At 75.1% G+C, this 20,240-nt stretch carries 25 protein-coding genes and 1 pseudogene; 11 read left to right on the plus strand and 15 right to left on the minus strand.

What is annotated here, in order from left to right; genetic code table 11:
* Nucleotides 1–29: 29 nt before the first annotated feature.
* A complete protein-coding gene (locus JKP76_RS06065) occupies nt 30–1,475 on the plus strand; it encodes a serine hydrolase (protein WP_242471200.1) in 1,446 nt (481 codons plus the stop codon).
* Here JKP76_RS06065 and JKP76_RS06070 read toward each other — a convergent pair.
* On the minus strand, nt 1,460–1,888 hold the full coding sequence (locus tag JKP76_RS06070) for a pyridoxamine 5'-phosphate oxidase family protein (protein WP_200489971.1): 429 nt from the start codon (nt 1,886–1,888) through the stop codon (nt 1,460–1,462). The genes JKP76_RS06065 and JKP76_RS06070 overlap by 16 nt on opposite strands.
* A 341-nt stretch (nt 1,889–2,229) precedes the next feature.
* Here JKP76_RS06070 and JKP76_RS23310 point away from each other — a divergent pair, with 341 nt between their 5' ends.
* The 7 genes from JKP76_RS23310 (at nt 2,230) to JKP76_RS06105 (ending at nt 9,525) form a co-directional block, all read left to right on the plus strand.
* The gene (locus tag JKP76_RS23310) at nt 2,230–2,481 is read left to right on the plus strand and encodes a DUF3253 domain-containing protein (RefSeq protein WP_309229961.1); all 252 of its coding nucleotides are present in this window, start codon (nt 2,230–2,232) and stop codon (nt 2,479–2,481) included.
* Between the two features lie 185 nt (nt 2,482–2,666).
* Nucleotides 2,667–3,830 carry a pyruvate dehydrogenase (acetyl-transferring) E1 component subunit alpha gene (gene pdhA, locus JKP76_RS06080; RefSeq protein ID WP_309229960.1) on the plus strand — a complete coding sequence of 388 codons (1,164 nt, stop codon included), beginning with the start codon at nt 2,667–2,669 and terminating at the stop codon, nt 3,828–3,830.
* Nucleotides 3,827–4,831 carry an alpha-ketoacid dehydrogenase subunit beta gene (locus JKP76_RS06085; RefSeq protein ID WP_200489972.1) on the plus strand — a complete coding sequence of 335 codons (1,005 nt, stop codon included), beginning with the start codon at nt 3,827–3,829 and terminating at the stop codon, nt 4,829–4,831. The genes pdhA and JKP76_RS06085 overlap by 4 nt, the downstream gene beginning before the upstream one ends.
* 1 nt (nt 4,832) lies before the next feature.
* Complete coding sequence (locus JKP76_RS06090) at nt 4,833–6,245, plus strand: dihydrolipoamide acetyltransferase family protein (RefSeq protein WP_200489973.1); 1,413 nt, start codon at nt 4,833–4,835, stop codon at nt 6,243–6,245.
* A 159-nt stretch (nt 6,246–6,404) separates the two neighbouring features.
* Nucleotides 6,405–6,866 (plus strand): SRPBCC family protein, encoded by a 462-nt coding sequence (locus JKP76_RS06095; protein WP_200489974.1) that lies wholly within the window; start codon nt 6,405–6,407, stop codon nt 6,864–6,866.
* 193 nt (nt 6,867–7,059) lie between these two features.
* Nucleotides 7,060–7,227, plus strand: a complete 168-nt coding sequence (locus JKP76_RS06100) for a hypothetical protein (protein WP_200489975.1) — start codon at nt 7,060–7,062, stop codon at nt 7,225–7,227.
* Between the two features lie 240 nt (nt 7,228–7,467).
* The gene (locus tag JKP76_RS06105) at nt 7,468–9,525 is read left to right on the plus strand and encodes a sensor domain-containing diguanylate cyclase (protein WP_200489976.1); all 2,058 of its coding nucleotides are present in this window, start codon (nt 7,468–7,470) and stop codon (nt 9,523–9,525) included.
* 8 nt (nt 9,526–9,533) lie between these two features.
* On the opposite strand, the gene JKP76_RS06110 is transcribed toward JKP76_RS06105, so the two are convergent.
* The 14 genes and pseudogenes from JKP76_RS06110 to JKP76_RS06160 form a co-directional block, all read right to left on the minus strand.
* Entirely contained in the window at nt 9,534–10,364 is an 831-nt protein-coding gene (locus JKP76_RS06110; RefSeq protein ID WP_309229959.1) for a tyrosine-protein phosphatase, read from the minus strand.
* A 32-nt stretch (nt 10,365–10,396) separates the two neighbouring features.
* A complete protein-coding gene (locus tag JKP76_RS06115; protein ID WP_200489977.1) occupies nt 10,397–11,278 on the minus strand; it encodes a 3-methyladenine DNA glycosylase in 882 nt (293 codons plus the stop codon).
* 26 nt (nt 11,279–11,304) lie between these two features.
* Nucleotides 11,305–11,466, minus strand: coding sequence for a hypothetical protein (locus tag JKP76_RS06120; protein ID WP_200489978.1), 162 nt, complete (start codon nt 11,464–11,466; stop codon nt 11,305–11,307).
* A gap of 204 nt (nt 11,467–11,670) precedes the next feature.
* Nucleotides 11,671–11,883 carry an acyl-CoA dehydrogenase C-terminal domain-containing protein gene (locus JKP76_RS20495; protein ID WP_309232960.1) on the minus strand — a complete coding sequence of 71 codons (213 nt, stop codon included), beginning with the start codon at nt 11,881–11,883 and terminating at the stop codon, nt 11,671–11,673.
* Between the two features lie 322 nt (nt 11,884–12,205).
* A pseudogene (locus JKP76_RS20500) lies at nt 12,206–12,745 on the minus strand (acyl-CoA dehydrogenase family protein); the annotation flags it as partial.
* 46 nt (nt 12,746–12,791) lie between these two features.
* Nucleotides 12,792–13,517 (minus strand): acyl-CoA dehydrogenase family protein, encoded by a 726-nt coding sequence (locus JKP76_RS20505; RefSeq protein WP_242471202.1) that lies wholly within the window; start codon nt 13,515–13,517, stop codon nt 12,792–12,794.
* 154 nt (nt 13,518–13,671) lie between these two features.
* Nucleotides 13,672–14,040, minus strand: a complete 369-nt coding sequence (locus tag JKP76_RS06130; protein ID WP_309229958.1) for a LapA family protein — start codon at nt 14,038–14,040, stop codon at nt 13,672–13,674.
* Nucleotides 14,037–14,207: a hypothetical protein gene (locus tag JKP76_RS06135; RefSeq protein ID WP_200489979.1), complete on the minus strand. Its 171-nt coding sequence runs from the start codon at nt 14,205–14,207 to the stop codon at nt 14,037–14,039. Before JKP76_RS06135 ends, JKP76_RS06130 begins: the two co-directional genes overlap by 4 nt.
* 38 nt (nt 14,208–14,245) lie before the next feature.
* Complete coding sequence (locus tag JKP76_RS06140) at nt 14,246–14,692, minus strand: hypothetical protein (protein WP_200489980.1); 447 nt, start codon at nt 14,690–14,692, stop codon at nt 14,246–14,248.
* 49 nt (nt 14,693–14,741) lie between these two features.
* Nucleotides 14,742–15,368: a TetR/AcrR family transcriptional regulator gene (locus JKP76_RS06145; protein WP_309229957.1), complete on the minus strand. Its 627-nt coding sequence runs from the start codon at nt 15,366–15,368 to the stop codon at nt 14,742–14,744.
* A 163-nt stretch (nt 15,369–15,531) separates the two neighbouring features.
* Nucleotides 15,532–15,666 carry a hypothetical protein gene (locus JKP76_RS22220; RefSeq protein ID WP_255522513.1) on the minus strand — a complete coding sequence of 45 codons (135 nt, stop codon included), beginning with the start codon at nt 15,664–15,666 and terminating at the stop codon, nt 15,532–15,534.
* A gap of 92 nt (nt 15,667–15,758) precedes the next feature.
* Nucleotides 15,759–16,667, minus strand: a complete 909-nt coding sequence (locus tag JKP76_RS06150) for a metal ABC transporter solute-binding protein, Zn/Mn family (RefSeq protein WP_200489981.1) — start codon at nt 16,665–16,667, stop codon at nt 15,759–15,761.
* Between the two features lie 70 nt (nt 16,668–16,737).
* On the minus strand, nt 16,738–16,887 hold the full coding sequence (locus JKP76_RS06155; RefSeq protein ID WP_200489982.1) for a hypothetical protein: 150 nt from the start codon (nt 16,885–16,887) through the stop codon (nt 16,738–16,740).
* Between the two features lie 84 nt (nt 16,888–16,971).
* Complete coding sequence (locus JKP76_RS06160; protein WP_200489983.1) at nt 16,972–17,895, minus strand: ribokinase; 924 nt, start codon at nt 17,893–17,895, stop codon at nt 16,972–16,974.
* A gap of 154 nt (nt 17,896–18,049) precedes the next feature.
* Between JKP76_RS06160 and JKP76_RS06165 the strand changes: the two genes are divergently transcribed.
* The 3 genes from JKP76_RS06165 to JKP76_RS23315 are packed head-to-tail and all read left to right on the plus strand — an operon-like array spanning nt 18,050 to nt 20,218.
* On the plus strand, nt 18,050–18,391 hold the full coding sequence (locus tag JKP76_RS06165; protein ID WP_200489984.1) for a DUF3140 domain-containing protein: 342 nt from the start codon (nt 18,050–18,052) through the stop codon (nt 18,389–18,391).
* Nucleotides 18,392–18,401: 10 nt separating this feature from the next.
* Complete coding sequence (locus tag JKP76_RS06170) at nt 18,402–19,193, plus strand: methyltransferase domain-containing protein (protein ID WP_200489985.1); 792 nt, start codon at nt 18,402–18,404, stop codon at nt 19,191–19,193.
* The gene (locus JKP76_RS23315; RefSeq protein WP_200489986.1) at nt 19,190–20,218 is read left to right on the plus strand and encodes a type III polyketide synthase; all 1,029 of its coding nucleotides are present in this window, start codon (nt 19,190–19,192) and stop codon (nt 20,216–20,218) included. Before JKP76_RS06170 ends, JKP76_RS23315 begins: the two co-directional genes overlap by 4 nt.
* Nucleotides 20,219–20,240: the final 22 nt, after the last annotated feature.

Here is a 20,240-nt window from a genome sequence, read left to right on the forward strand (position 1 = left end):
CGGACGCCGGCGGCGCTACCGTCGCCGGCATGCCCGATCCCGTGCTGCCCGCGACCGCCCGCACCCTGCTCGCCCGCGTGGCCCGCACGCAGCGCGACGGGCGCGCCCCCAGCCTGGTCGCCGGCGTCGTCCGCGACGGTGGGCTGGCCTGGTCGGCCGGCCGCGGCGACGTGCCCGAGCCGCACGACGACGTCCAGTACCGGCTCGGCTCGATCAGCAAGACCGTCACCGCCGTCCTGGTGATGCGGCTGCGCGACGAGGGCCGGCTCGCCCTCGACGACCCGCTGGATCGGCACCTGCCCGGCACGCCGTTCGGGGAGCGCACCGTCGGGCAGCTGCTCTCGCACCTGGCCGGCGCCTCGGCGGAGAGCCCCGGCGGCTGGTGGGAGCGGGTGCCCGGCGGCTCGCTGGCGGACCTCGGACTGGCCGACGACGACGTCGTCCTCGGCGCCGCACGCCGGTTCCACTACTCCAACCTGGGGTTCGGGCTGCTGGGTGAGCTGGTCGCCCGGGCGCGGGGGACGTCCTGGGACGACGCGGTGCGGGCCGAGGTGCTGGCGCCGCTCGGGATGTCCCGGACCACGCCGCGCCCGTCCGGTGCCGCCGCCCGCGGGCAGGCCGTGCACCCGTGGGCCGACGTCGTCCTGCCGGAGCCGGAGCACCACGCGGGCGTCATGGCCGCCGCCGGCCAGCTGTGGTCGACGCTGGCCGACCTCGGCCGGTTCGCCGCCTTCCTGCTCGGCGACACCGCCGACGTCCTCGACCCGGCGACGCTCGAGGAGATGACCGAGCCCGCGGGCGTCGACTCCTCGGCGCCCGGTTGGTCGGCGTACGGGCTGGGCCTGCAGGTCCTGCGCGTGGACGGGCGGACGCTGGTCGGCCACGGCAGGCTCGATGCCCGGCTTCCTGGCCGGCGTCTTCGTCGACCGGGACGAGCAGATCGGCGCGGTCTCCCTGGCCAACGCCACCGCGGGGGTGGAGCCGGTCGTCTTCGGGCTGCTGGCCGACCTGCGCGCCGCCGAGCCGCGGGTCGTCGAGCCCTGGAGCCCCGCGTCGTCGCCGGTGCCGCTGGAGGTCCTCGGCGTCTGGTTCTGGGGCGTGACGCCCGTGGCGCTGCGCGCCGTGCCCGGCGGCCTGCTGCACCTGGGCCCGCTCCCCGGCCGCGGCGGGCGGGCGAGCCGGTTCCAGCAGCGCGACGGCCGCTGGGTCGGCCTGGACGGCTACTACGCCGGCGAGACGCTGCGGATCGCCGCGGACCACCTCGACCTGGGCACGTTCATCTTCACCCGGACGCCCTACGACCCGGCCGCGCCCGTGCCCGGCGGCGTCGACGAGGCCGGCTGGACGGCCTGACCCCCCGGGCCGCGCCACGATCAGGGAACCTGATCGTGGCGCGTCCTCCCTCAGCGTGGGAGGTGAGGGAGGACGCTCGACGATCAGGTGGGCTGATCATCGCGGGTCACCGGGTCGGGTAGAGGCCCGCGGCGTAGGCGTCGGAGGAGTAGTAGCGCTCCAGCTCCTCCAGCGGCTCGTCCTTCCGCTCGAGCGCGTGCGCGATCCGCGCCCGGGAGGGGACGGCGTCGGGCGCCCAGCTCTCCGGCTCCCACAGCTGCGAGCGCAGGAACGCCTTGCCGCAGTGGTGGAACACCTGCTCGATCTCGACGACCACCGCCAGCACCGGCCGGTGCCCCTTCACGACCATGGTGTCGAGGAGCTCCGCGTCGGTGACCAGGCGGGCGCGGCCGTTGATGCGCAGCGTGTCGGTGCGGCCGGGCAGCAGCGAGATCAGCCCGACGTGCGGGTTGGCCAGGATGTTGCGGTAGCCGTCGGCGCGGCGGTTGCCCGCGCGCTCGGGCACCGCGACGGTGCGGTCGTCCAGGACGCGCACGGAACCCCGGCGGATCGCCCTTGGGGGAGACGTCGCAGCTGCCGTCCGCGCCGCTCGTGGCGATCAGGCAGAACGGGGACGCCGTCAGCCACTCCCGGTCGACGTCGGCCAGCGCCGTCCGCTCCTTGGCCAGCGCCGCGGGCACCGGCTCGCCGAGCAGGGCGCGCAGCTGCTCCTCGGTGGTGATCTCCTCCATGCCGGCATCCTGCCGCCTCCTCCGGGCGACATCGCCGATCTCGCACGTCCCGGGGGTCCGCAGCGTGCGAGATCGGCGATCTCGCCGGGGTGTGCGGCCCGCCCCTGCGCTGGCGGTGCGGCCACGAGCCGCGCACGCTCGGGGCGTGGACGACGACGCGCGGCTCGAGCAGGCGATCGGCGAGCTGCTCGACCTGCGCCGCGCGGGCGCCACGATCTGCCCCTCGGAGGCCGCCCGCCGGGTGGAGCCGGAGGCGTGGCGGGACCTCATGCCGGCGGCCCGCGCCGCGGCCGGGCGGCTGGCCGCGGCGGGCGAGGTCGAGGTGACCCAGGGCGGGCAGGTCGTCGACGTCGGCACCGCCCGCGGGCCGGTCCGCATCCGCCGCCCGGAGCGCTGATCAGGGCGGTCCGGACGGCGCGAACCATGCGAACTCGTGGTGATCGGCCGCTGATGGCCACGAGTTCGTAGGGCTCGCGCGCGGGCCGTGGCAGGATGTGTGAGCGGCGCCACACCCCGGCGCCGGCAGGCGTCCGCACGGTTCCGGTGACCCCGGCCAGGGCGGCGAACGGCGAGGAGCGAGCGGTGACCGCTGTGCGCAACGAGATCGAGGCCGAGACCGACCGGGCCGGGGACGACCCCGGCCCCCTCCCCGGGGCGGGCGCGCCGCACCTCCCGCAGCAGCCGGACCTCGTGCAGTTGCTGACGCCCGAGGGCGAACGGCTGGAGCACCCGGAGTACCCGCTGGAGGTCTCCGACGCGGAGCTGCGCGGCTTCTACCGCGACATGGTGCTGGTCCGCCGGTGGGACGCCGAGGCGACCGCGCTGCAGCGGCAGGGCGAGCTGGGCATCTGGGCCTCGCTGCTCGGCCAGGAGGCGGCCCAGCTCGGCGCCGGCCGCGCCCTGCAGGACGGCGACATGGCCTTCCCGACCTACCGCGAGCACGGCGTCGCCTGGGCCCGCGGGGTCGACCCGCTGCACGTCATGAGCCTGTTCCGCGGCGTCGACAACGGCGGCTGGCACCCCCGCGAGCGGGGCTTCGCGCTGTACACGATCGTCATCGGTGCCCAGTGCCTGCACGCCACCGGCTACGCGATGGGCGTGCAGCGCGACGGCGCGGAGTCCGCCGTCCTGGCCTTCCTCGGCGACGGCGCCACCAGCCAGGGCGAGGTCAACGAGGCGATGGTGTTCGCCGCCAGCTTCGCCGCCCCCGTCGTCTTCTTCTGCCAGAACAACCAGTACGCCATCAGCGTCCCGCTGGAGCGGCAGTCCAAGGTGCCCCTCTACCGGCGGGCCGCGGGCTTCGGCTTCCCCGGCGTCCGGGTCGACGGCAACGACGTCCTCGCGGTCCTGGCCGTCACCCGCGCGGCGCTGCGGGCCGCGCGCGAGGGCCAGGGCCCGACGTTCATCGAGGCGTTCACCTACCGGATGGGCGCGCACACCACCTCCGACGACCCCACCCGCTACCGGCTGGCCCACGAGGTGGAGGAGTGGAAGCTGCGCGACCCGATCGCCCGGCTCAAGGCCTACCTCTCCCGGAGCGGCCTGGCCGACGCCGCCTTCTTCGACGGTGTCGAGGCCGAGGCCGACGAGCTCGCCGGGCGGATCCGCCGCGGCACCGTCGAGATGCCCGATCCGCCGCCGACGGCCATGTTCGACGGCGTCCACGCCGAGATGACGCCGCCGCTGGCCGCCCAGCGCGCCGCGTTCGAGGCCTACCAGGCCTCCTTCGAGGGCGGTGCGGCATGACCGCCGAGCTGCTCGAGGCCTCCCCGACCCGGACGCTGACGATCGGCAAGGCCCTCAACGAGGGCCTGCGACGCGCGATGGAGGACGACCCGACGGTCGTGCTCATGGGCGAGGACATCGGCCGGCTCGGCGGCGTCTTCCGCATCACCGACGGCCTGCAGAAGGACTTCGGCGAGGCCCGCGTCGTCGACACCCCGCTGGCCGAGGCCGGCATCGTCGGCACCGCGGTGGGCCTGGCGATGCGCGGCTACCGGCCGGTCGTCGAGATCCAGTTCGACGGCTTCGTCTTCCCCGCCTACAACCAGATCGTCACCCAGGTCGCCAAGCTGCACGCCCGCTCCCGCGGGACGGTGCCGATGCCGATCGTTATCCGCATCCCCTTCGGCGGCGGGATCGGCGCCGTCGAGCACCACAGCGAGAGCCCCGAGGCCTACTTCGCGCACACCCCCGGGCTCAAGGTGGTCGCGGTCAGCAATCCGGTCGACGCCTACTGGGGCATCCAGCAGGCGATCGCCTGCCCCGACCCCGTGGTCTTCCTGGAGCCGAAGCGGCGCTACTGGGACAAGGCGCCGGTCGACACCGCCGCCGACCCCGAGCCGCTGTTCCGCGCGCGGGTGGTCCGCGGTGGCGACGACGTCACCGTGCTCGCCTACGGCCCGATGGTGAAGACGGCGCTGCAGGCGGCCGAGGCGGCCGCGGAGGAGGGGCGCTCGCTGGAGGTCGTCGACCTGCGCACCCTCTCGCCGCTGGACCTCGACCCGGTGATCGCCTCGGTGCGCCGTACCGGCCGCTGCGTCGTCGTGCACGAGGCGCCGGTGACCCTCGGTCTCGGCGCGGAGATCGCCGCCCGCGTGACCGAGGCCTGCTTCCACTCCCTGGAGGCCCCGGTGCTGCGCGTCGGCGGCTACGACGTGCCCTACCCGCCGTCCAAGCTCGAGGAGGACTACCTCCCCGACCTCGACCGGGTCCTGGACGGCATCGACCGCGCGATGGAGTTCTGAGATGACGCACGCGACGCTGCGCCGGTTCGCCCTGCCCGACGTCGGCGAGGGGCTGACCGAGGCCGAGCTGCTCCAGTGGCTGGTCGCCGTCGGCGACACCGTCACCGTCAACCAGCCGCTGTGCGAGGTGGAGACGGCGAAGGCCGCGGTGGAGCTGCCCTCGCCGTACGCCGGCGTGGTCGTCGAGCTGCTGGTCGAGGCCGGCGCGACGGTCGACGTCGGCACGCCGATCATCACCGTCGACACCGGCGGCGGGACGGCGGCGGAGCCGCCAGAGGCGCCGCAGCCCGGCGGGCTGATCGGCGAGACCACCGCGAACGGCCGGACGGCGGTGCTCGTCGGCTACGGCCCGCGCAGCACCGAGGCGCGCCGCCCCCCCCGCCGGACCGCCGTTCCCGAAGCCGCCGGACCGCCGCTGCTGGCCACCGCCCCGGACGCCCGCAGCAAGCCGGTGCGCCACGGCGGGCTGGAGGTCGGCCGGCAGGCCGAAGCCGCCGCGATCCGCGAGGACGCCGCCTCCTCGGCCGCCGTCGCACCCGGCCGCCGTGGCCCGCGGCCCCTGGCCAAGCCGCCGGTGCGCAAGTACGCGAAGGACCTCGGCGTCGACCTCGCGCAGCTGACCGGCACCGGCCCGGGCGGGGTCATCACCCGCGCCGACGTCGACGCCGCCCGGACGGCTCCCGCTCCCCGGGCAGACATGGCCATTTCTGCCCCGCGGGGGGAGGAGCGGATCCCCGTCAAGGGGGTGCGCAAGCACACCGCCGCGGCGATGGTGGCCAGCGCGTTCACCGCCCCGCACGTCACCGAGTTCCTCACCGTCGACGTCACGCGGATGATGAAGCTGCGCCGGCGGCTGGCCGAGCGGCCGGAGCTGGCCGGCGTCCGGATCAGCCCCCTGCTGCTCGTGGCCAAGGCGGTGCTGCTGGCGGCGGCGCGGCACCTGCTGGTCAACAGCTCCTGGGACGAGGCGGCGCAGGAGATCGTCGTCCACGGGCAGGTGAACCTGGGCATCGCCGCGGCCACCCCGCGCGGTCTCGTCGTCCCCAACGTGAAGGACGCCGGGCGGCTCTCGCTCGCCGAGCTGGCCGGCGCGCTGGCCGAGCTCACCGATACCGCACGCGCCGGCCGAACCGCGCCGGCCGACCTCACCGGCGGCACGCTCACGATCACGAACGTGGGCGTCTTCGGCGTGGACACCGGGACGCCGATCCTCAACCCCGGCGAGGCGGCCATCCTGGCGTTCGGCGCGATCGCCGAACGGCCGTGGGTGCACAAGGGGGAGGTGCGCCCGCGGCAGGTCACGACCCTCGCGCTCTCGTTCGACCACCGGATCGTCGACGGCGAGCTGGGGTCGCGGTTCCTCGCCGACGTCGGGGCGCTGCTCGCCGACCCCGGAACCGCGCTGGCGTTCTGACGCGGCCGGCGGGCTCGGGGTCCCCGGGTCCTGGTCCCCGGGTCCTGGTCCCCGGGCCCCGGATCCCCCGGTCGGGGGGTCGACGTGGTGGGACGTGTCGGAGCCGGGTGCCCGGGGTAGGTCGTGCGCGACCGATCAGACGACACGAGGAGCGAGACCGTGGCCAGCGTGCAGGAATCCGTCGACGTCGACGTCCCGATCCGGGCCGTGTACGACCAGTGGACGCAGTTCGAGTCCTTCCCCCACTTCATGGGCGGAGTCGAGAAGATCACGCAGATCGATGACACGCACACCCACTGGGTCACCAACATCGACGGCGTGAAGCGCGAGTTCGACGCCGAGATCACCGAGCAGCACCCCGAGGAGCGGGTGGCCTGGACCAGCACCTCCGGTGAGGCCAAGCACGCCGGGGTGGTCACTTTCCACCGGCTGGACGACACCAAGACGCGGGTGATGATCCAGATCGACTGGGAGCCCGAGGGCCTGGTCGAGAAGGCCGGCGCCGCCCTGGGCTTCGACGACCGCCAGGTGAAGGCCGACGCGAAGAAGTTCAAGGAGTTCATCGAGAGCCGCGGCACCGAGACCGGTGCCTGGCGCGGAGACGTCCAGCGCCCCAGCTGACCTCTCCGCGCACGCCTCGACGGCGCCCGTCCTCCTCCCGGAGGGCGGGCGCCGTCGTCGTTCCGGGGCCGGACGTGAGCGGACTCACCCGGCGGGATGACAGATCGTCGGTGTCGCTGGTGACTGACCTACGATCCATCGGAATAATGAGGGCATCGCCCGCACTGTCATAGGTGCAGGCACACCACGACCGATGAAAGAGGCACCGACGATGAACAGCGTGACGTCTTCCTGGCGGCAGCGGCGTCAGGCGGCGCGCACCCGCCGCGCGATCGACCAGGCGCTGGCCCGCAGCAGCAGCCCGGCGATGCGTGACGAGCTCCTCACCATGGCGAGCGCCACCTCGTACACCCGCCGCTGAGGCGGCCGCGCCGCCTCGCGGCGGCGCCGCACTCCCGACCCCGGACCTCTCGCGAGGCCGGGGTCGAATGCTGTCCGGGCCGGGCCTCCCACCCGTACGGGTGGTTCCGCTCATGATGGGACCGGTGCGTGCCGAAACCTCATCCGTGATGCGCGTGCGGACGGAGAGTGCCCCGGCCCGGCCCCTCGATCGGGCCTCGGCCGCGCCTCTGACGTGGGCCGATGCGCTGAGGAGTCCGCGGTGACCGCGGCTCGGTCGTCCGTCGCCACCGCGCGCGAGACCTCCGGCGTCACGACCGCCGGCCTGCTGACATACGTCGCCGTGCACGGCGAGCCCGACGCCGTCGCCCGCCTGCTCGAGCTGGCCGGCGTCTCCGAGACCGCCGAGGAGCTCTGCGACCAGTCCCGCTGGTTCAGCTACGCCACCCGCGTGCGGCTGTTCTCGGCGGCGACCGAGGTCCTCGGTGACCCGGACGTGATGTTCCACGTGGGTCAGGCGGCGCTGCGCAGCGGCATGGCGCACTCCCTCGAGCTGGTGCTGCGGGCGCTCGGATCGCCCCGCCAGGTCTTCCGCCGCCTCCCGCGCGCCGTCGCCAAGTTCACGACCGTCTCCTCTATGGAGATCCTCGAGATCACCGCCACCTCGGCCCGGTTGGCCCTGCACCTGCACGAGGGCTACGAGCACTCCGCCCTGGACTGCGACTTCTCCCGCGGCCTGGCCACCACCGTCCCCGAGCTGTTCGGGCTGCCCACCGGGGTCATCACCGCGGCGGAGTGCCGGACCGGGGACGGGCGCACCTGCGTCTGCGAGGTCACCTGGGAGCGCCGGTCCCGGCTGCGACGGCGCGGCTCCCGCGCGGAGGTCCACCGCGAGCTCGCGGCGCTGCGCGGCCAGCTGCGCACCCTCCAGGACACCGCCACCGAGCTGGCCGGCAGCGACGACCTCGACACCGTCCTGCGGCTGATCGTCGCGCGGGCCGGCCAGGCGGTCCTGGCCCCCGCCCACCTGCTCGCCGTCGCCGCCCCCGGTGGGGGTGCGCCCCTGGTGCACAGCGCCGGGCTCCCCGACGACGAGGCGCAGGAGCTCGCCCGCCGGCTGCTGGCCGGCGAGGACCTCGGCCCGCGCGCCGTCGTCGTCGACGTCGCGTCCGCGCGGCGCCGGCACGGCCGGCTGGCGGCCGTCTACCCCTCCGGTGACGGGTCGATGGCCGACGAGCAGGCGATGCTGGCCGCGTACGCCGCGCACGCGGCCGCCGCCCTGGAACTGCTCTTCGCCCTCGACGACGCCCGGCTCGAGGCCGATCGGGCCGGTGCTCTGCTCCACCTCGCGCACGAGCTCGCCGCTGCCGACGCCGTGGACGGGATCTGCCAGGTCGTCGCCAACGCGCTGCCGCGGGTCGTCGGCTCCGAGGGCGCCTCGGTCATGCTGTGGGACCCGTCGGCGGGGCAGCTGCGGGCCCGCGCCTCGGCGAACGTGGGCAAGCCCAAGCAGGCGGCCTTCTTCGAGACGCCCCTCAGCCCGGAGGACAGCCCCGAGGTCCTGGAGCTGCTCAGCAACCGCGAGCCGCGCCTCATCCGCGGCAGCGAGAGCAGCCCCGTCCTGCGCGCCCTGCTCGCGCAGATCGGCGTCGCCGACGTCATCGCGCTCCCGCTGGTCGCCGACGGCAACTTCCTCGGCATCGCCACGGCCAGCTGGACGTCGGCGGCCGCCCCGGAGGAGCTCACCGACGACGTGCTGGTCCGGCTCCGCGGTGTCGGCGACCAGGCGGTCTCCGCCCTGCAGCGGGCGCAGCTGCTGGAGACCGTGCGCCACCAGGCCCACCACGACGCCCTGACCGGCCTGCCCAACCGGGTGCTGTTCCTGGAGCGGCTGCTCGCCGAGCTGCCGTCGGCCGGGCCGGGGGCTCAGCTGGGCGTGCTCTTCTGCGACCTCGACCGCTTCAAGCAGGTCAACGACGCCCTCGGGCACGCGGCCGGGGACGAGCTGCTCCGCCAGGTCGCCGCCCGGCTGCGGGCCGCGATCCGCCCCTGCGACACCGTCGGCCGGCTCAGCGGCGACGAGTTCGCGATCATCCTGCCCGGCCTGGACGACGAGGCCGACGCGCACGGCCTGGCCGCCCGCGTCGTGGACTGCTTCGCCGAGCCGTTCCGGCTCGAGGGCCGGGAGGTGGCGGTCGGCACCAGCGTGGGCGTCGCCGTCCACCACCCCGGTGGGGACGCCGAGGAGCTGCTGCGCCGCGCCGACGCCGCCATGTACCGGCACAAGCAGGGGCAGGGCTCAGCGCGCCCGGCCGGCTGATCCCCCGGTCAGCCGCGCAGCCGGGCCCGCAGGGCGGCCTGCTCATCGGCGCCGAACCCGTGTTGCTCCAGCCAGCCGATCGGCCCGTCGTACCGCTCGTCGAGCAGCTGCAGCACCCGGTCCATGGTCTCGCGCCGCGGCGCGTGGGTCGCCGTCTCGCGCTTCTCCGTGTCGCCGCCGTAGGTGCGCGTCGCGGCCAGCCGCTCCATGATCGCGTCGATCACCTCGCCGCTGAGGCCGTAGTCGATGGCGATCTCCTCGTGCGGCACGCCGGCCACCGCGAGGGACAGGGCCACGACGACACCCGTGCGGTCCTTGCCGGCGGCGCAGTGCACGACCGATGCGCCGGGGACGGGCGCCGCCAGGGCGCGCAGCGCCTGGACGACGGCGTCGCCGCGCTGCGACAGGTAGCCGAGGTAGCTGCGGACCGGCGGCGGCTCGGCCTGGTCGTGCTCGGCCACCTGACGCGGCAGGATCGACTCCAGCCAGCCCGACGGCAGATCCGGGACCTCGGGCTCCTCGACCGCGAAGACGTCGGTGTACCGGCCGCGCTCGGGCAGCAGCGTGAAGTGCCGGTGGGTGACCTCCGGCCGGCTCCGCAGCGGCCCGCGGCCCTCGAGCAGCACCTCGGCGCTGGTCCGGAGGTCGATGACCTCCCGCACCCCGATCTGGCCGACGAGGCGCTGCACGTCCGCGTCGGTCAGGGTCTGCAGGTTGTCGCTGCGCAGGATGCGGTGCGGCACGGTGCGACCACCGTCGTGGGTGGGCAGCCCACCCAGGTCCCGGGTGTTCGCGGTGCCTTCGAGGTGGATCCAGCGGCCGTCGGAGAGGGAGCTCACGTCCCTGACCGTACGGCGCGGCACCCGCTCCCTCAGGCGGGGGTCAGGGCGTCGCAGACGGCCAGGAGCCGCCGGCGCAGCTCCGCGCCCCGGGCGGCGAACCCGCGCTGGGCCGCGGCGTACTCCGCCTTGCCCTCCGGCGTCTCGATCCGGACGGCGGCGTAGCCGGCGTCGGCGAGGTCGTACGGGGATGCGCGCATGTCCAGCTCCCGCACGTCGGCGGCCAGCGCGAAGCAGTCGGCCAGCAGCTCACCGGGCACGGCGGGACCGAGCTTGTAGGCCCACTTGTAGAGGTCCATCGTGGCGTGCAGGCAGCCGGGCTGCTCCATCGCGGGCTGTGCCTCCCGCGTGGGCTGCAGCCGGTTCCGGCCGACCGCCTCGGGGGTGAAGAAGCGGAACGCGTCGTAGTGGCTGCAGCGGATCTGGTGCCCCTCGACGACGGCGTCCGTGCCGGCGCGGCCGAGCCGCAGCGGCAGGGCGTGCCGCCGCTCGTCGGCCCGGTAGACCATCGCCCACTCGTGCAGGCCGAAGCAGCCGGCGAAGACCGGCCGGGAGGCGGTGGCGGCCAGCAGGCCGCGGACGAACCCGACCGTCGTCCCGCGGTCGGCCAGGTAGGCGGCCGCGTCCAGGGCGACGACGCCGTCGTCGCCGGTGCGGTACCAGCGCCACGCCGCGTGCGGGGCGGGGCCGTCGTCCGCCGGGGCGAGCGCGGCGCCGACGCCGGGGTGCCAGCGGCGCACCCGGCCCGGCGTCTCGGAGTAGTAGGTGAAGAGGAAGTCGTGCACCGGGTGGGTCTCGCCGCGCGAGCGGCGGTCGCGGTGCGGCACCGCCCAGCGGTCGATGCGCTCCTCGTGCGCCGCCGTCCGCGCCTGCCACTCCGCCGCCGGCAGCACGGTGAGGACGGCGGCGGTCACGCGGCCAGCCTAGGTCGTGCCCTCCCTCAATCCGCTTCGTTGCCCGGGCGGGCGACGCCGTCGTCGCGCTGGGCGTCGTCGTCGGTGGTGAGCGTCGCCGAGCCCTCGGGGGCGTCGCCGGGGGGCGGGGCGGTGCCATCGGTGGTGTCGGGGGAGTCGCGGTAGCCGGTGCCTTCGGGGTCGCTCATCCCCGGCCCATGCCCGCCGCTCCGAGCCTGAAACGAGCCCGGCGCCGTCCCCCAGGAGGGGAACGGCGCCGGCCGGGAACGGCTGGGAGCTGGAGTGGACCGGTCGCGGGGCCCGGAGGGTTCCCGGCCGGGACATGGGCAACGGCTCAGCTCAGACGGGGGACGGCTCCTGGCCGCGGTGTCGGCCGGAGGACGACGAGGTGCTCAGAAGCACTCCTCGTCGACCTCCATGAGGGAGTTGTCGGTGTTCTCGACGATGATCCGCTCGGAGGCCAGCCGCGGCAGCACCTGGCCGGTGAAGAAGCGGGTGGCGGCGAGCTTGCCCTCGTAGAAGAACCGGTCCTTCCCGCTGACGTCGCCGGCAAGCGCGGCCAGGGCGACCTCGGACTGGCGGACCAGCAGCCAGGCGGTGACCAGGCTCGCCGACGGCGAGCAGCAGGCGGCTGCTGTTCTGGCCGACCTTGTACAGGGCCTTCATGTCCTGCTGGGCCTCGGTGAGGTGGCCGAACATGGCGGTGAGCATGCCCTGGACCTCGCCCAGGGCGGCCGCCAGCGCGGCGCGCTCCTCCTTGAGCCGGCCGTTGCCCGCCTCGTTGTCGATCGTGGCCTGGATCTGGCCGGCCAGCCAGGTCAGCGCGACCCCGCCGTCCTTGACGATCTTCCGGAAGAAGAAGTCCTGGCCCTGGATCGCCGTGGTGCCCTCGTAGAGGGTGTCGATCTTGGAGTCCCGGATGTACTGCTCGATCGGGTAGTCCTGCAGGAAGCCCGAGCCGCCCAGGGTCTGCAGCGACTCCTGGGTGAGCAGCTGCGTGGCGCGCTCGCAGCCGAAGCCCTTCACGACCGGCAGCAGCAGGTCGTTGAGGCGCGCGGCGAGCTGGGCCTCCTCGCTGTCCGCGGTGCCCTCGGCCTCGGCGGCGGTCACCTGGTCGCGGAAGCTCGCGGCGTACAGGTACAGCGCGCGCATGCCCTCGGCGTAGGACTTCTGCAGCATCAGCGAGCGGCGGACGTCGGGGTGGTGGGTGATGGTGACCCGCGGGGCGTCCTTCGACGTCGCCGTCAGGTCCGCTCCCTGGACACGGGTCTTCGCGTAGTCCAGCGCCACCTGGTAGCCGGCCGAGAGCGTGGCGATCGCCTTGGTGCCGACGAACATGCGGGCGTATTCGATGATCTTGAACATCTGGGCGATGCCGTCGTGCACCTCGCCGACCAGCCAGCCCTGCGCCGGCACCGGGCCGTCGCCGAAGGTGACCTCGCAGGTCGTGGAGACCTTGAGGCCCATCTTCTTCTCGACGTTGGTGACGTAGGCGCCGTTGCGCTCGCCGAGCTCACCGGTCTCCAGGTCCACGTGGAACTTGGGGACGACGAAGAGCGACAGGCCCTTGGTGCCGGCCTTCGCGCCCTCGGGGCGGGCCAGCACGAGGGTGGATGATGTTGTCGCTGAGGTCGTGCTCGGCGGAGGTGATGAACCGCTTCACGCCGGAGATGTGCCACGAGCCGTCGGGCTGCTGCACCGCCTTGGTGCGGCCCGCGCCGACGTCGGAGCCCGCGTCGGGCTCGGTCAGCACCATCGTGGCGCCCCAGCCCTTGTCGATCATGATGCGGGCGAGCTTCTTCTGGTCCTCGGTGCCCAGGTCGTGCAGCGTCTGCGCGAAGGCCGGGCCGGAGCCGTACATGAAGACGGCGGGGTTGGCGCCGAGCACCATCTCGAAGGCGCCCCAGGTCAGGACGGCGGGCGCGCCGAAGCCGCCGAGCTCCTCGGAGAGGTCGAGGCGGAACCACTCGCCGGCGTTGAGCGCCTGGACCGACTTCTTGAACGACTCGGGCAGCGTCACCGAGTGGGTGGCCGGGTCGAACACCGGCGGGTTGCGGTCGGCGTCGGTGAAGGACGCCGCGATGGGGCCCTCGGCGAGCTTGCGGATCTCGGCCAGCACCCCGCGCGCGGTCTCGGTGTCCATCTGCGCGAAGGGTCCGGTGCCGAACCGGTCCTTGGTGTCGAGGAACTCGAAGAGGTTGAACTCGAGGTCCCGCAGGTTGGCGGTGTAGTGCGTCATGGTGCTGCTGCTCCCGTGCTCCGAGCCGGTGGACGGCGGTCCTACTCGCCGGTAACAACAGATGTTACCGGCCGGTAGCAGGGAGCGGGCGCGGCTGAGCGCGGGACACGCCCCGGAGGGGTGTCCCGCGCTCGGCGTGATCAGCCGCGGTCGGTCAGGTGCGGTGCCTCCGGCGGGTGCGCAGCACGAGGCTGGACAACCACCCCACGAGGGCGCCGAGCACCGCCGCGATCAGCAGCGCGAGCACCAGCGGGGCCTCGACGTCGGTGAAGACCAGGCTGATCTGCACGCTCTGGCCGTTGAAGACCACGAACAGGACCAGCACGACCGTCACGAACAGCAGCAGGCCGAGGGCCAGGGACCGGCCGATGGTCCGACCGGTCCGGCGGGTGCGGCCCGTCCCGGCCGGGGACGACGACGGCGCCGAGCCCGGGGGTGCCGTCGGAGGAGCGCCCGCCGCGTCGGGGAGGCCGACGCTCAGCGGGTCCCCGCTGGTCCCGGAGGTGGGGCCGGCGCCGGTCACCGCGCGTCCGGCTCGGTGTCCGCCGGCGGCCAGGCGGGACCGGCGATCCCGTCGGCGGGACCCCTCACGTCCCCGAGCGACTCCCGGTCCTCCCCGGGAGCCTTCTCGGCCCCCAGGGGCTGGGCCTCGCGGTCGGAGCCTGCGTCGTTCTCGTCGGGCATCGTCACCGCCCCGTCCTGCCCGCCGGGGCGGGCGGGGAAACGGATCAGCCCTCGTCGGCCAGGGACGGGCCGGCCTCGTGCCGGGGGTGGCCGGCCGTGCGCTCGCGCTGCTTCATGCGTGCCTCGAAGACGTGCCGGTCGCCGCCGGACAGCTCGTCCCGGGCGCGGGCGTCGTACGCGCGGAACGCACCCCAGTAGCCCTCGTCGAAGTCCTCGACGATCTGGAAGGTCCACCGGTCGGCGATGACGTTGCGGCCGACCAGGTCGCGGTCGAGATCCGCGGCCAGACCCGTCGCGCCGGCCTGCTCGAACAGCTCGACCGACTCCTGCAGCAGCCGGTCGGCCTTGCCGGTCAGCTGGTGGAAGGCGTAGAGGAAACCGCGGGCCTGGTCGACGGTCTCCAGGGCCTCGGAGAGCTTGCCCAGTGCCTCGACGGTGGTGTCGTCGAGGTCGGGCCGGGTGCGGTCGGGGGCGCTGGAGGAGTCCGTCACCGGACCATCGTGCGGGCCGGGAGCGGTTCCCGCGCCCGGGTGCCCCCGGTCAGGCGCGGGCGGTCGCGGCGTCGATGAGCTTCTCGGCGAGCCGGCGGCCGTGCGAGGCCGGGCCGTCGGGGCCGAGCAGGCCGCCGGACAGGTACATCCCGTCGATGATCAGGTGCAGCTGCGCGGCGAGGTCCTCGCCGTCGCCCGGCACGATCTGGTCGGTGAGCCGCTCCAGCCGGGTGTGCAGCTCGAACTTGTAGTCGGCCGCGGCGCTGCGGGCCGGGTGCTGCGGGTCGTCGTACTCGCTGCTGACGTTGGTGAACGGGCAGCCGCGGAACCCGGTGCGGGTGACGTCGCGCTCGACGGCGTCGACCACCGAGAGCAGCGCGGCCCGCGGGTCGCCCTCGAGGCGGATCAGCTCGGCGTCGATGAACCCGAGGACGGTCGCGGCCTTGCGGGTCAGGTAGGCCCCGACCAGGTCGTCCTTGCTCTTGAAGAGGCGGTAGACCGTCATCTTGCCCAGGCCGGTCTCGCGGACGAGCTCGTCCATGCCGACGCTGCGCGAGCTGCGGCTGGAGAACAGCCGCTCCGCGGTGTCGAGCACGATCGCCTGACGCTCCGCGCGGCTCCGGCGGACCGGGGTCGCGATGTCGTCGACGGCGGTGAGGTGCATGGCGGCGGTCACGTCACGGATGGTGCACCAGCCCGTGACGGAGCAGTTCGCGGCACGCCGACGATGGTCGCTCTGAGTGACGAGGGGACAACGGGTTGCGCGTGGCGCGATGGACGACTGGGACCGGTGTGATCACCGACGGTGATCAGCGACCCCTGATCCCCCCGGAACGGGCTCAGGCCCGGCGCACGCGCCGCGGGTTGGCCAGCATGCGGGAGACGGCGGCCGCCGTCGCGGTCCCGGTGGCCGGCTCGTCGGCCGTCGTCTGCGGGGTGGGGTCTGCCGGCCGGGTCTCGCGCTCGTCGTCCATGCCTGCCAGCCTGCCCCCATCCGGCTGCCCGGAACCGGCCGGGGGCCGTGAATCACCAGGTCGGAGGAGAGATCTGGGTCACGGCACCGGGCTCAGGCGTCCGGGTCCAGCGCCTCGGCCAGCGCGCCGAGCTGGCCCAGCTGCCACTCCAGGAACGGCGTGCCCTCGTCCGGCACCGCGGTGATCTCGACGACCGGCACGTCCGCGGCGTCGGCGGCGTCGCGCACCGCGTCGGGCAGGTCGCCGCCCACCTGCACGAGGACGTCCACCGACCCCTCGGCCAGCGCCGTCCCGAGGGCGGTCACGTCCTCCGCCCCGGGTGCCCCGCCGCTGCGCGCGGCCCGCGCGTAGCCCGCCGGGGTGGCGTCGGCGAGACCGAGCGCCGCGGCCATCGGCCCGAAGCCGGCGCCGGTCGCGGCGAACGTCGCGCCGTCCGCGTCCTCGCGCAGATCGGCGACCGCCTGGAGGTAGGGCTGGAGCGCCGTGGTCCAGGCGGTGTGCTGCGCGGCGAAGTACGGCGCGGCGTCGGGGGAGAGCCGGGCCAGCTCGCGCGCGACGGCCGAGGCCACCTCCGGCACGACGGCGGGGTCGTACCAGAGGAGGCCGCCCTCCCGCTCCGGCCCGCCGGCCAGCCCGCCCGCGCGCACCACGACCTGCGGGCCGGGCCGACCGTCCAGCGCGCCGGCGGCCCACGCGTCCGGGCCGCCGCCGTCGAGGACGACGAGGTCGGCCGCGCCGAAGGCGGCCCGGTCATCGGGTGCGAGCTCGGGGGTGCCGGCATCGGGGGCGATGGTGGTGACCGTCGCGCAGTCCCCAGCCACCTGCCGGACGACGTCGCTCCACGCGCCGACGGAGACGACGACGTCGAGGACCTCGCCGGGGCAGTCCGCGGCGTCGCCGGGGGTCACGGCCGCGTCGCTGCCGGGGGCGTCGTCGCCGCAGCCGGCGAGCACCAGCAGGGCGAGCGCCGTCAGCCCCGCGCGGAGGGTGCCGTGCCGCACGCATCCTCCATCGCCGTCGACCGAACCGTCCGCGAGTATGGCCGACCGGGCCGTCCGGTCGGCCGGGCGGTCAGACGTCCGGGGTGTCGGCGACCCCGTCGAGCTCCTGGCCCTCCGCCGGCTGGTCCGGGTGCGGTGTGGTGCCGGTGCCGTCGGCCTCGCGGGAGGGGGCGCCGCCGTCGGGCTGGTCGACGTCGGGGGCGCGTTCGGGCTCGGTCATCGCAGGTCCTCCTCGGAACCGGGGTGGTCGTCGACAGCCGGAGTGCCCGGGGTCCGGCGGGGGAAACCGCCCCGCCGGGAGCGGTCAGCGGACCTCGGTGGCGGCCGGCACCCGCGCGAGCACGTCCTGGACGTCGTCGTCCCCCGGCAGGGCGCCGCGCGCACCGGCGCCGGTGGTGGACAGCGCCGCGGCGGCGACGGCGTAGCGCACCGCGCCGGCCAGCTCCTCGCCGCGGGCCAATGCCTGCCCCAGGGCGCCGGTGAAGCAGTCGCCGGCCCCGGTCGTGTCGACGGGGTCGACGACCAGCGGCTCCTGGAGCAGCGCGGGACCGTCCGCGGGCACCACGAGGGCGCCGCGCGCGCCCAGCGTCACCACGACGGCACCGGCGCCGAGGCCGCGGGCCAGCGCGGCGAGCTCCGCCGGCGTCCGCTCACCCGGCTCGGTGCCGGCCAGCTGGAGCAGCTCGTGCTCGTTGGGGACCAGGACGTCGACCGCCTCGAGCAGCGCCTGCGGGAGGGCGCGCGGCGGCGCCGGGGTGAGGACGACGGTGCCGCGCGCGGAGGTGGCCGCGGCCAGCACCGTCTCCAGGGGCACCTCGAGCTGGAGCAGCAGCACGTCGGCGCGGTGCACCGGCTCGACGTCGACGTCGGCCGGCACCAGCGCGTCGTTGGCGCCGGGCGCCACGACGATGAGGTTCTCCCCGGTGCCCTCCTCGACCGGGATCGTGGCGGTGCCGGTGGGCAGCCCCGGCGTCCGGTGCACCCGGCTGACGTTGACCCGCGAGCCGGCCAGCGCCGCGAGCTGCCGGTCGCCCGCCGCGTCCTCGCCGACCCGCCCGACCATGTGCACCCCGGGCCCGAGCAGCCCCGCGGCCGCGGCCTGGTTGGCGCCCTTGCCACCCGGGGCGCGGGTGGCCGAGCGGCCGACGACGGTCTCGCCGCGGCCCGGCAGGCGGTCGACCGCGACGAGCACGTCCTCGTTGACGCTGCCGACGACGGTGACGGACACGGGGCCTCCTGGGTGGTCCGGGCTGGGGTGGTCCCGCTGGTGGTCCTGGGTCCGGCGGGCGGAGGACCAGCAGTACCAGACGGCGGTTTCCGCGCTCCCCGCCAGCGGTACCGGAGGGGCAGCGGTACCGGAGGACGACCCGAGCGGAGGACCGATGGCGACCGAGGACCCCGACACGATCCGGCGCGAGTTCGGCGAGGCGGTGAACATGACCGCCGGTGAGCTGGAGACCTGGCTGGACAGCGACGAGTCGCGCGCCGTCGGGCAGAAGGACGGCGACGGCGAGTCCACCGGGCACGCCTCGGGCCGTCGGATCGTCGCCCTGCTGCGCACGAAGAAGGCCGATCTGACCGACGACGACCTCGCGCACATGCGGAAGGTGCACGGCTACGTGCAGCGCCACCTCGCCCAGGAACCGGCGCGGGAGGAGATCGAGGCCTCCCGGTGGCGCTACTCCCTGATGAACTGGGGGCACGATCCGCTGAAGAAGGGGTGACCCCGCCTCCGTGAGCCGCGCCCGGAACGACCCCGCCCAGTACGACGACCTCGCCGACCAGTGGTGGGAGACCTCCGGCGGGTTCGCCGCCCTCCACTGGCTGGCCGCCTCGCGGGCCGAGCACCTCGCCCCCGCCCCGCGGCCCGGGGCGGTGCTGGTCGACCTGGCCTGCGGCGGTGGGCTGATGGCGCCGCACGTCGCCCGGCTGGGCTACCGGCACGTCGGCGTGGACCTGGGGGAGCCGGGCCTGCGGCTGGCGGCCCGGCACGGGGTGCGCCCGGTGCGCGGCTCGGTGCTGGCCGTGCCGCTCGCCGACGGCTGCGCCGACGTGGTCGTGGCCGGTGAGATCCTCGAGCACGTCGAGGACGACGTCGCCGTGCTCGCCGAGTGCGCGCGGCTGCTGCGGCCCGGCGGCACGCTGGTCCTCGACGCCCTGGCCGCCACCCGGATCGGCCGGCTGCTGATGGTCACCCTCGCCGAGCGGCTGCCCGGCGGACCGCCGCGCGGCATCCACGACCCGGCGCTGTTCGTCGACCGGGACCGCCTGCTGGCGGCCGCGGACCGGCTCGGGCTGGACCTGCGGCTGGTCGGGCTCCGGCCGTCGCTGCGCGACGCGGTCGCCTGGGTGCTGGGCCGCCGGGAGCTGGTGCGGATGAAGCCGATCCGCTCCACCGCCGTCGTCTTCGCCGGGTACGGCCGCAAGCGCCCGGCGGACGGCGCGGCGCAGGACGGGCACGGGGCCCGCGCCGCACGTACCGTCGGGAGCATGCCCAGCACGCGCGCTCCCCAGGCCGAGTCGTGAGCGACGCCGTCCTCACCGGGGCCGGATCGGCCCTGCCCGCCGCGCTGGAGCAGGAGGCGGCGTGGGACGGCTTCTTCGCCGACCACTACGCCGACGTCCGCGCCGCGGAGCGGATCTTCCTGGGCGCCGGGGTGCGCCGGCGGCACGCGGTGGCCAACCCGCTGGACGAGGACCTGAGCAGCTGGGGCACCGCCGCCCGCATGCAGCGCTACGTCCAGGAGGCCATGCCGCTGGGCAAGCAGGCCGTGGCCGGTGCGCTGGACGCCGCAGGCCTGGCGCCCGGCGACGTCGGGCTGTTCGCCGTCGCCACCTGCACGGGGTACGCCACGCCCGGCCTGGACATCCGGCTGGCCGCCGACCTGGGCATGCCGCCCGGCCTCCAGCGGCTGCTGATCGGGCACATGGGCTGCTACGCGGCCATCCCGGGGCTGGCCGCGGTGGGGGACTTCGTGGCCGCGCGGTCCCGGCCCGCGGTGCTGCTCTGCTGCGAGCTGACCAGCCTGCACGTGCAGCCGGCCGAGCGGGACCTCGAGCAGGTCGTGGCGCACGCGCTGTTCTCCGACGCGGCAGCCGCCGTCGTCGTCGAGCCCGGCGCGGGACGGGGCCGCCGGCTGGCGGGCGTCGTGGCCCGCACCGACGCCTCGACCTCCGACCTCATGACCTGGGACGTCACCGACCTCGGCTTCCGGATGGGGCTGTCCCCGAAGGTGCCCGGCGTGCTGTCCCGGCACGTGGGCGACGTCGTCGACGAGCTGCTCACCGGCGCGGGCCTGCGCGTCGAGGACGTCGCCGGGTGGGCCGTGCACCCCGGTGGCCCGAAGATCATCGACGTCGTGCGCGACGAGCTGGGGCTGGCCGAGGAGCACGTGGCGGCCTCCCGCCGGGTGCTCGCCGAGCACGGGAACTGCTCGTCGGCGACGGTGCTGCTCGTGCTCCAGGAGATGGCCGACGTCGAGGGCCCGGTGGTGGCCATGGCCTTCGGTCCCGGGCTCACGCTGTACGCAGCGCTGTTGCTCCCCGCCTGATACCGCCTACTGTCTGTGCCCC

Source organism: Blastococcus sp. TML/C7B (genome assembly GCF_016612845.1).
Lineage (GTDB): Bacteria > Actinomycetota > Actinomycetes > Mycobacteriales > Geodermatophilaceae > Blastococcus.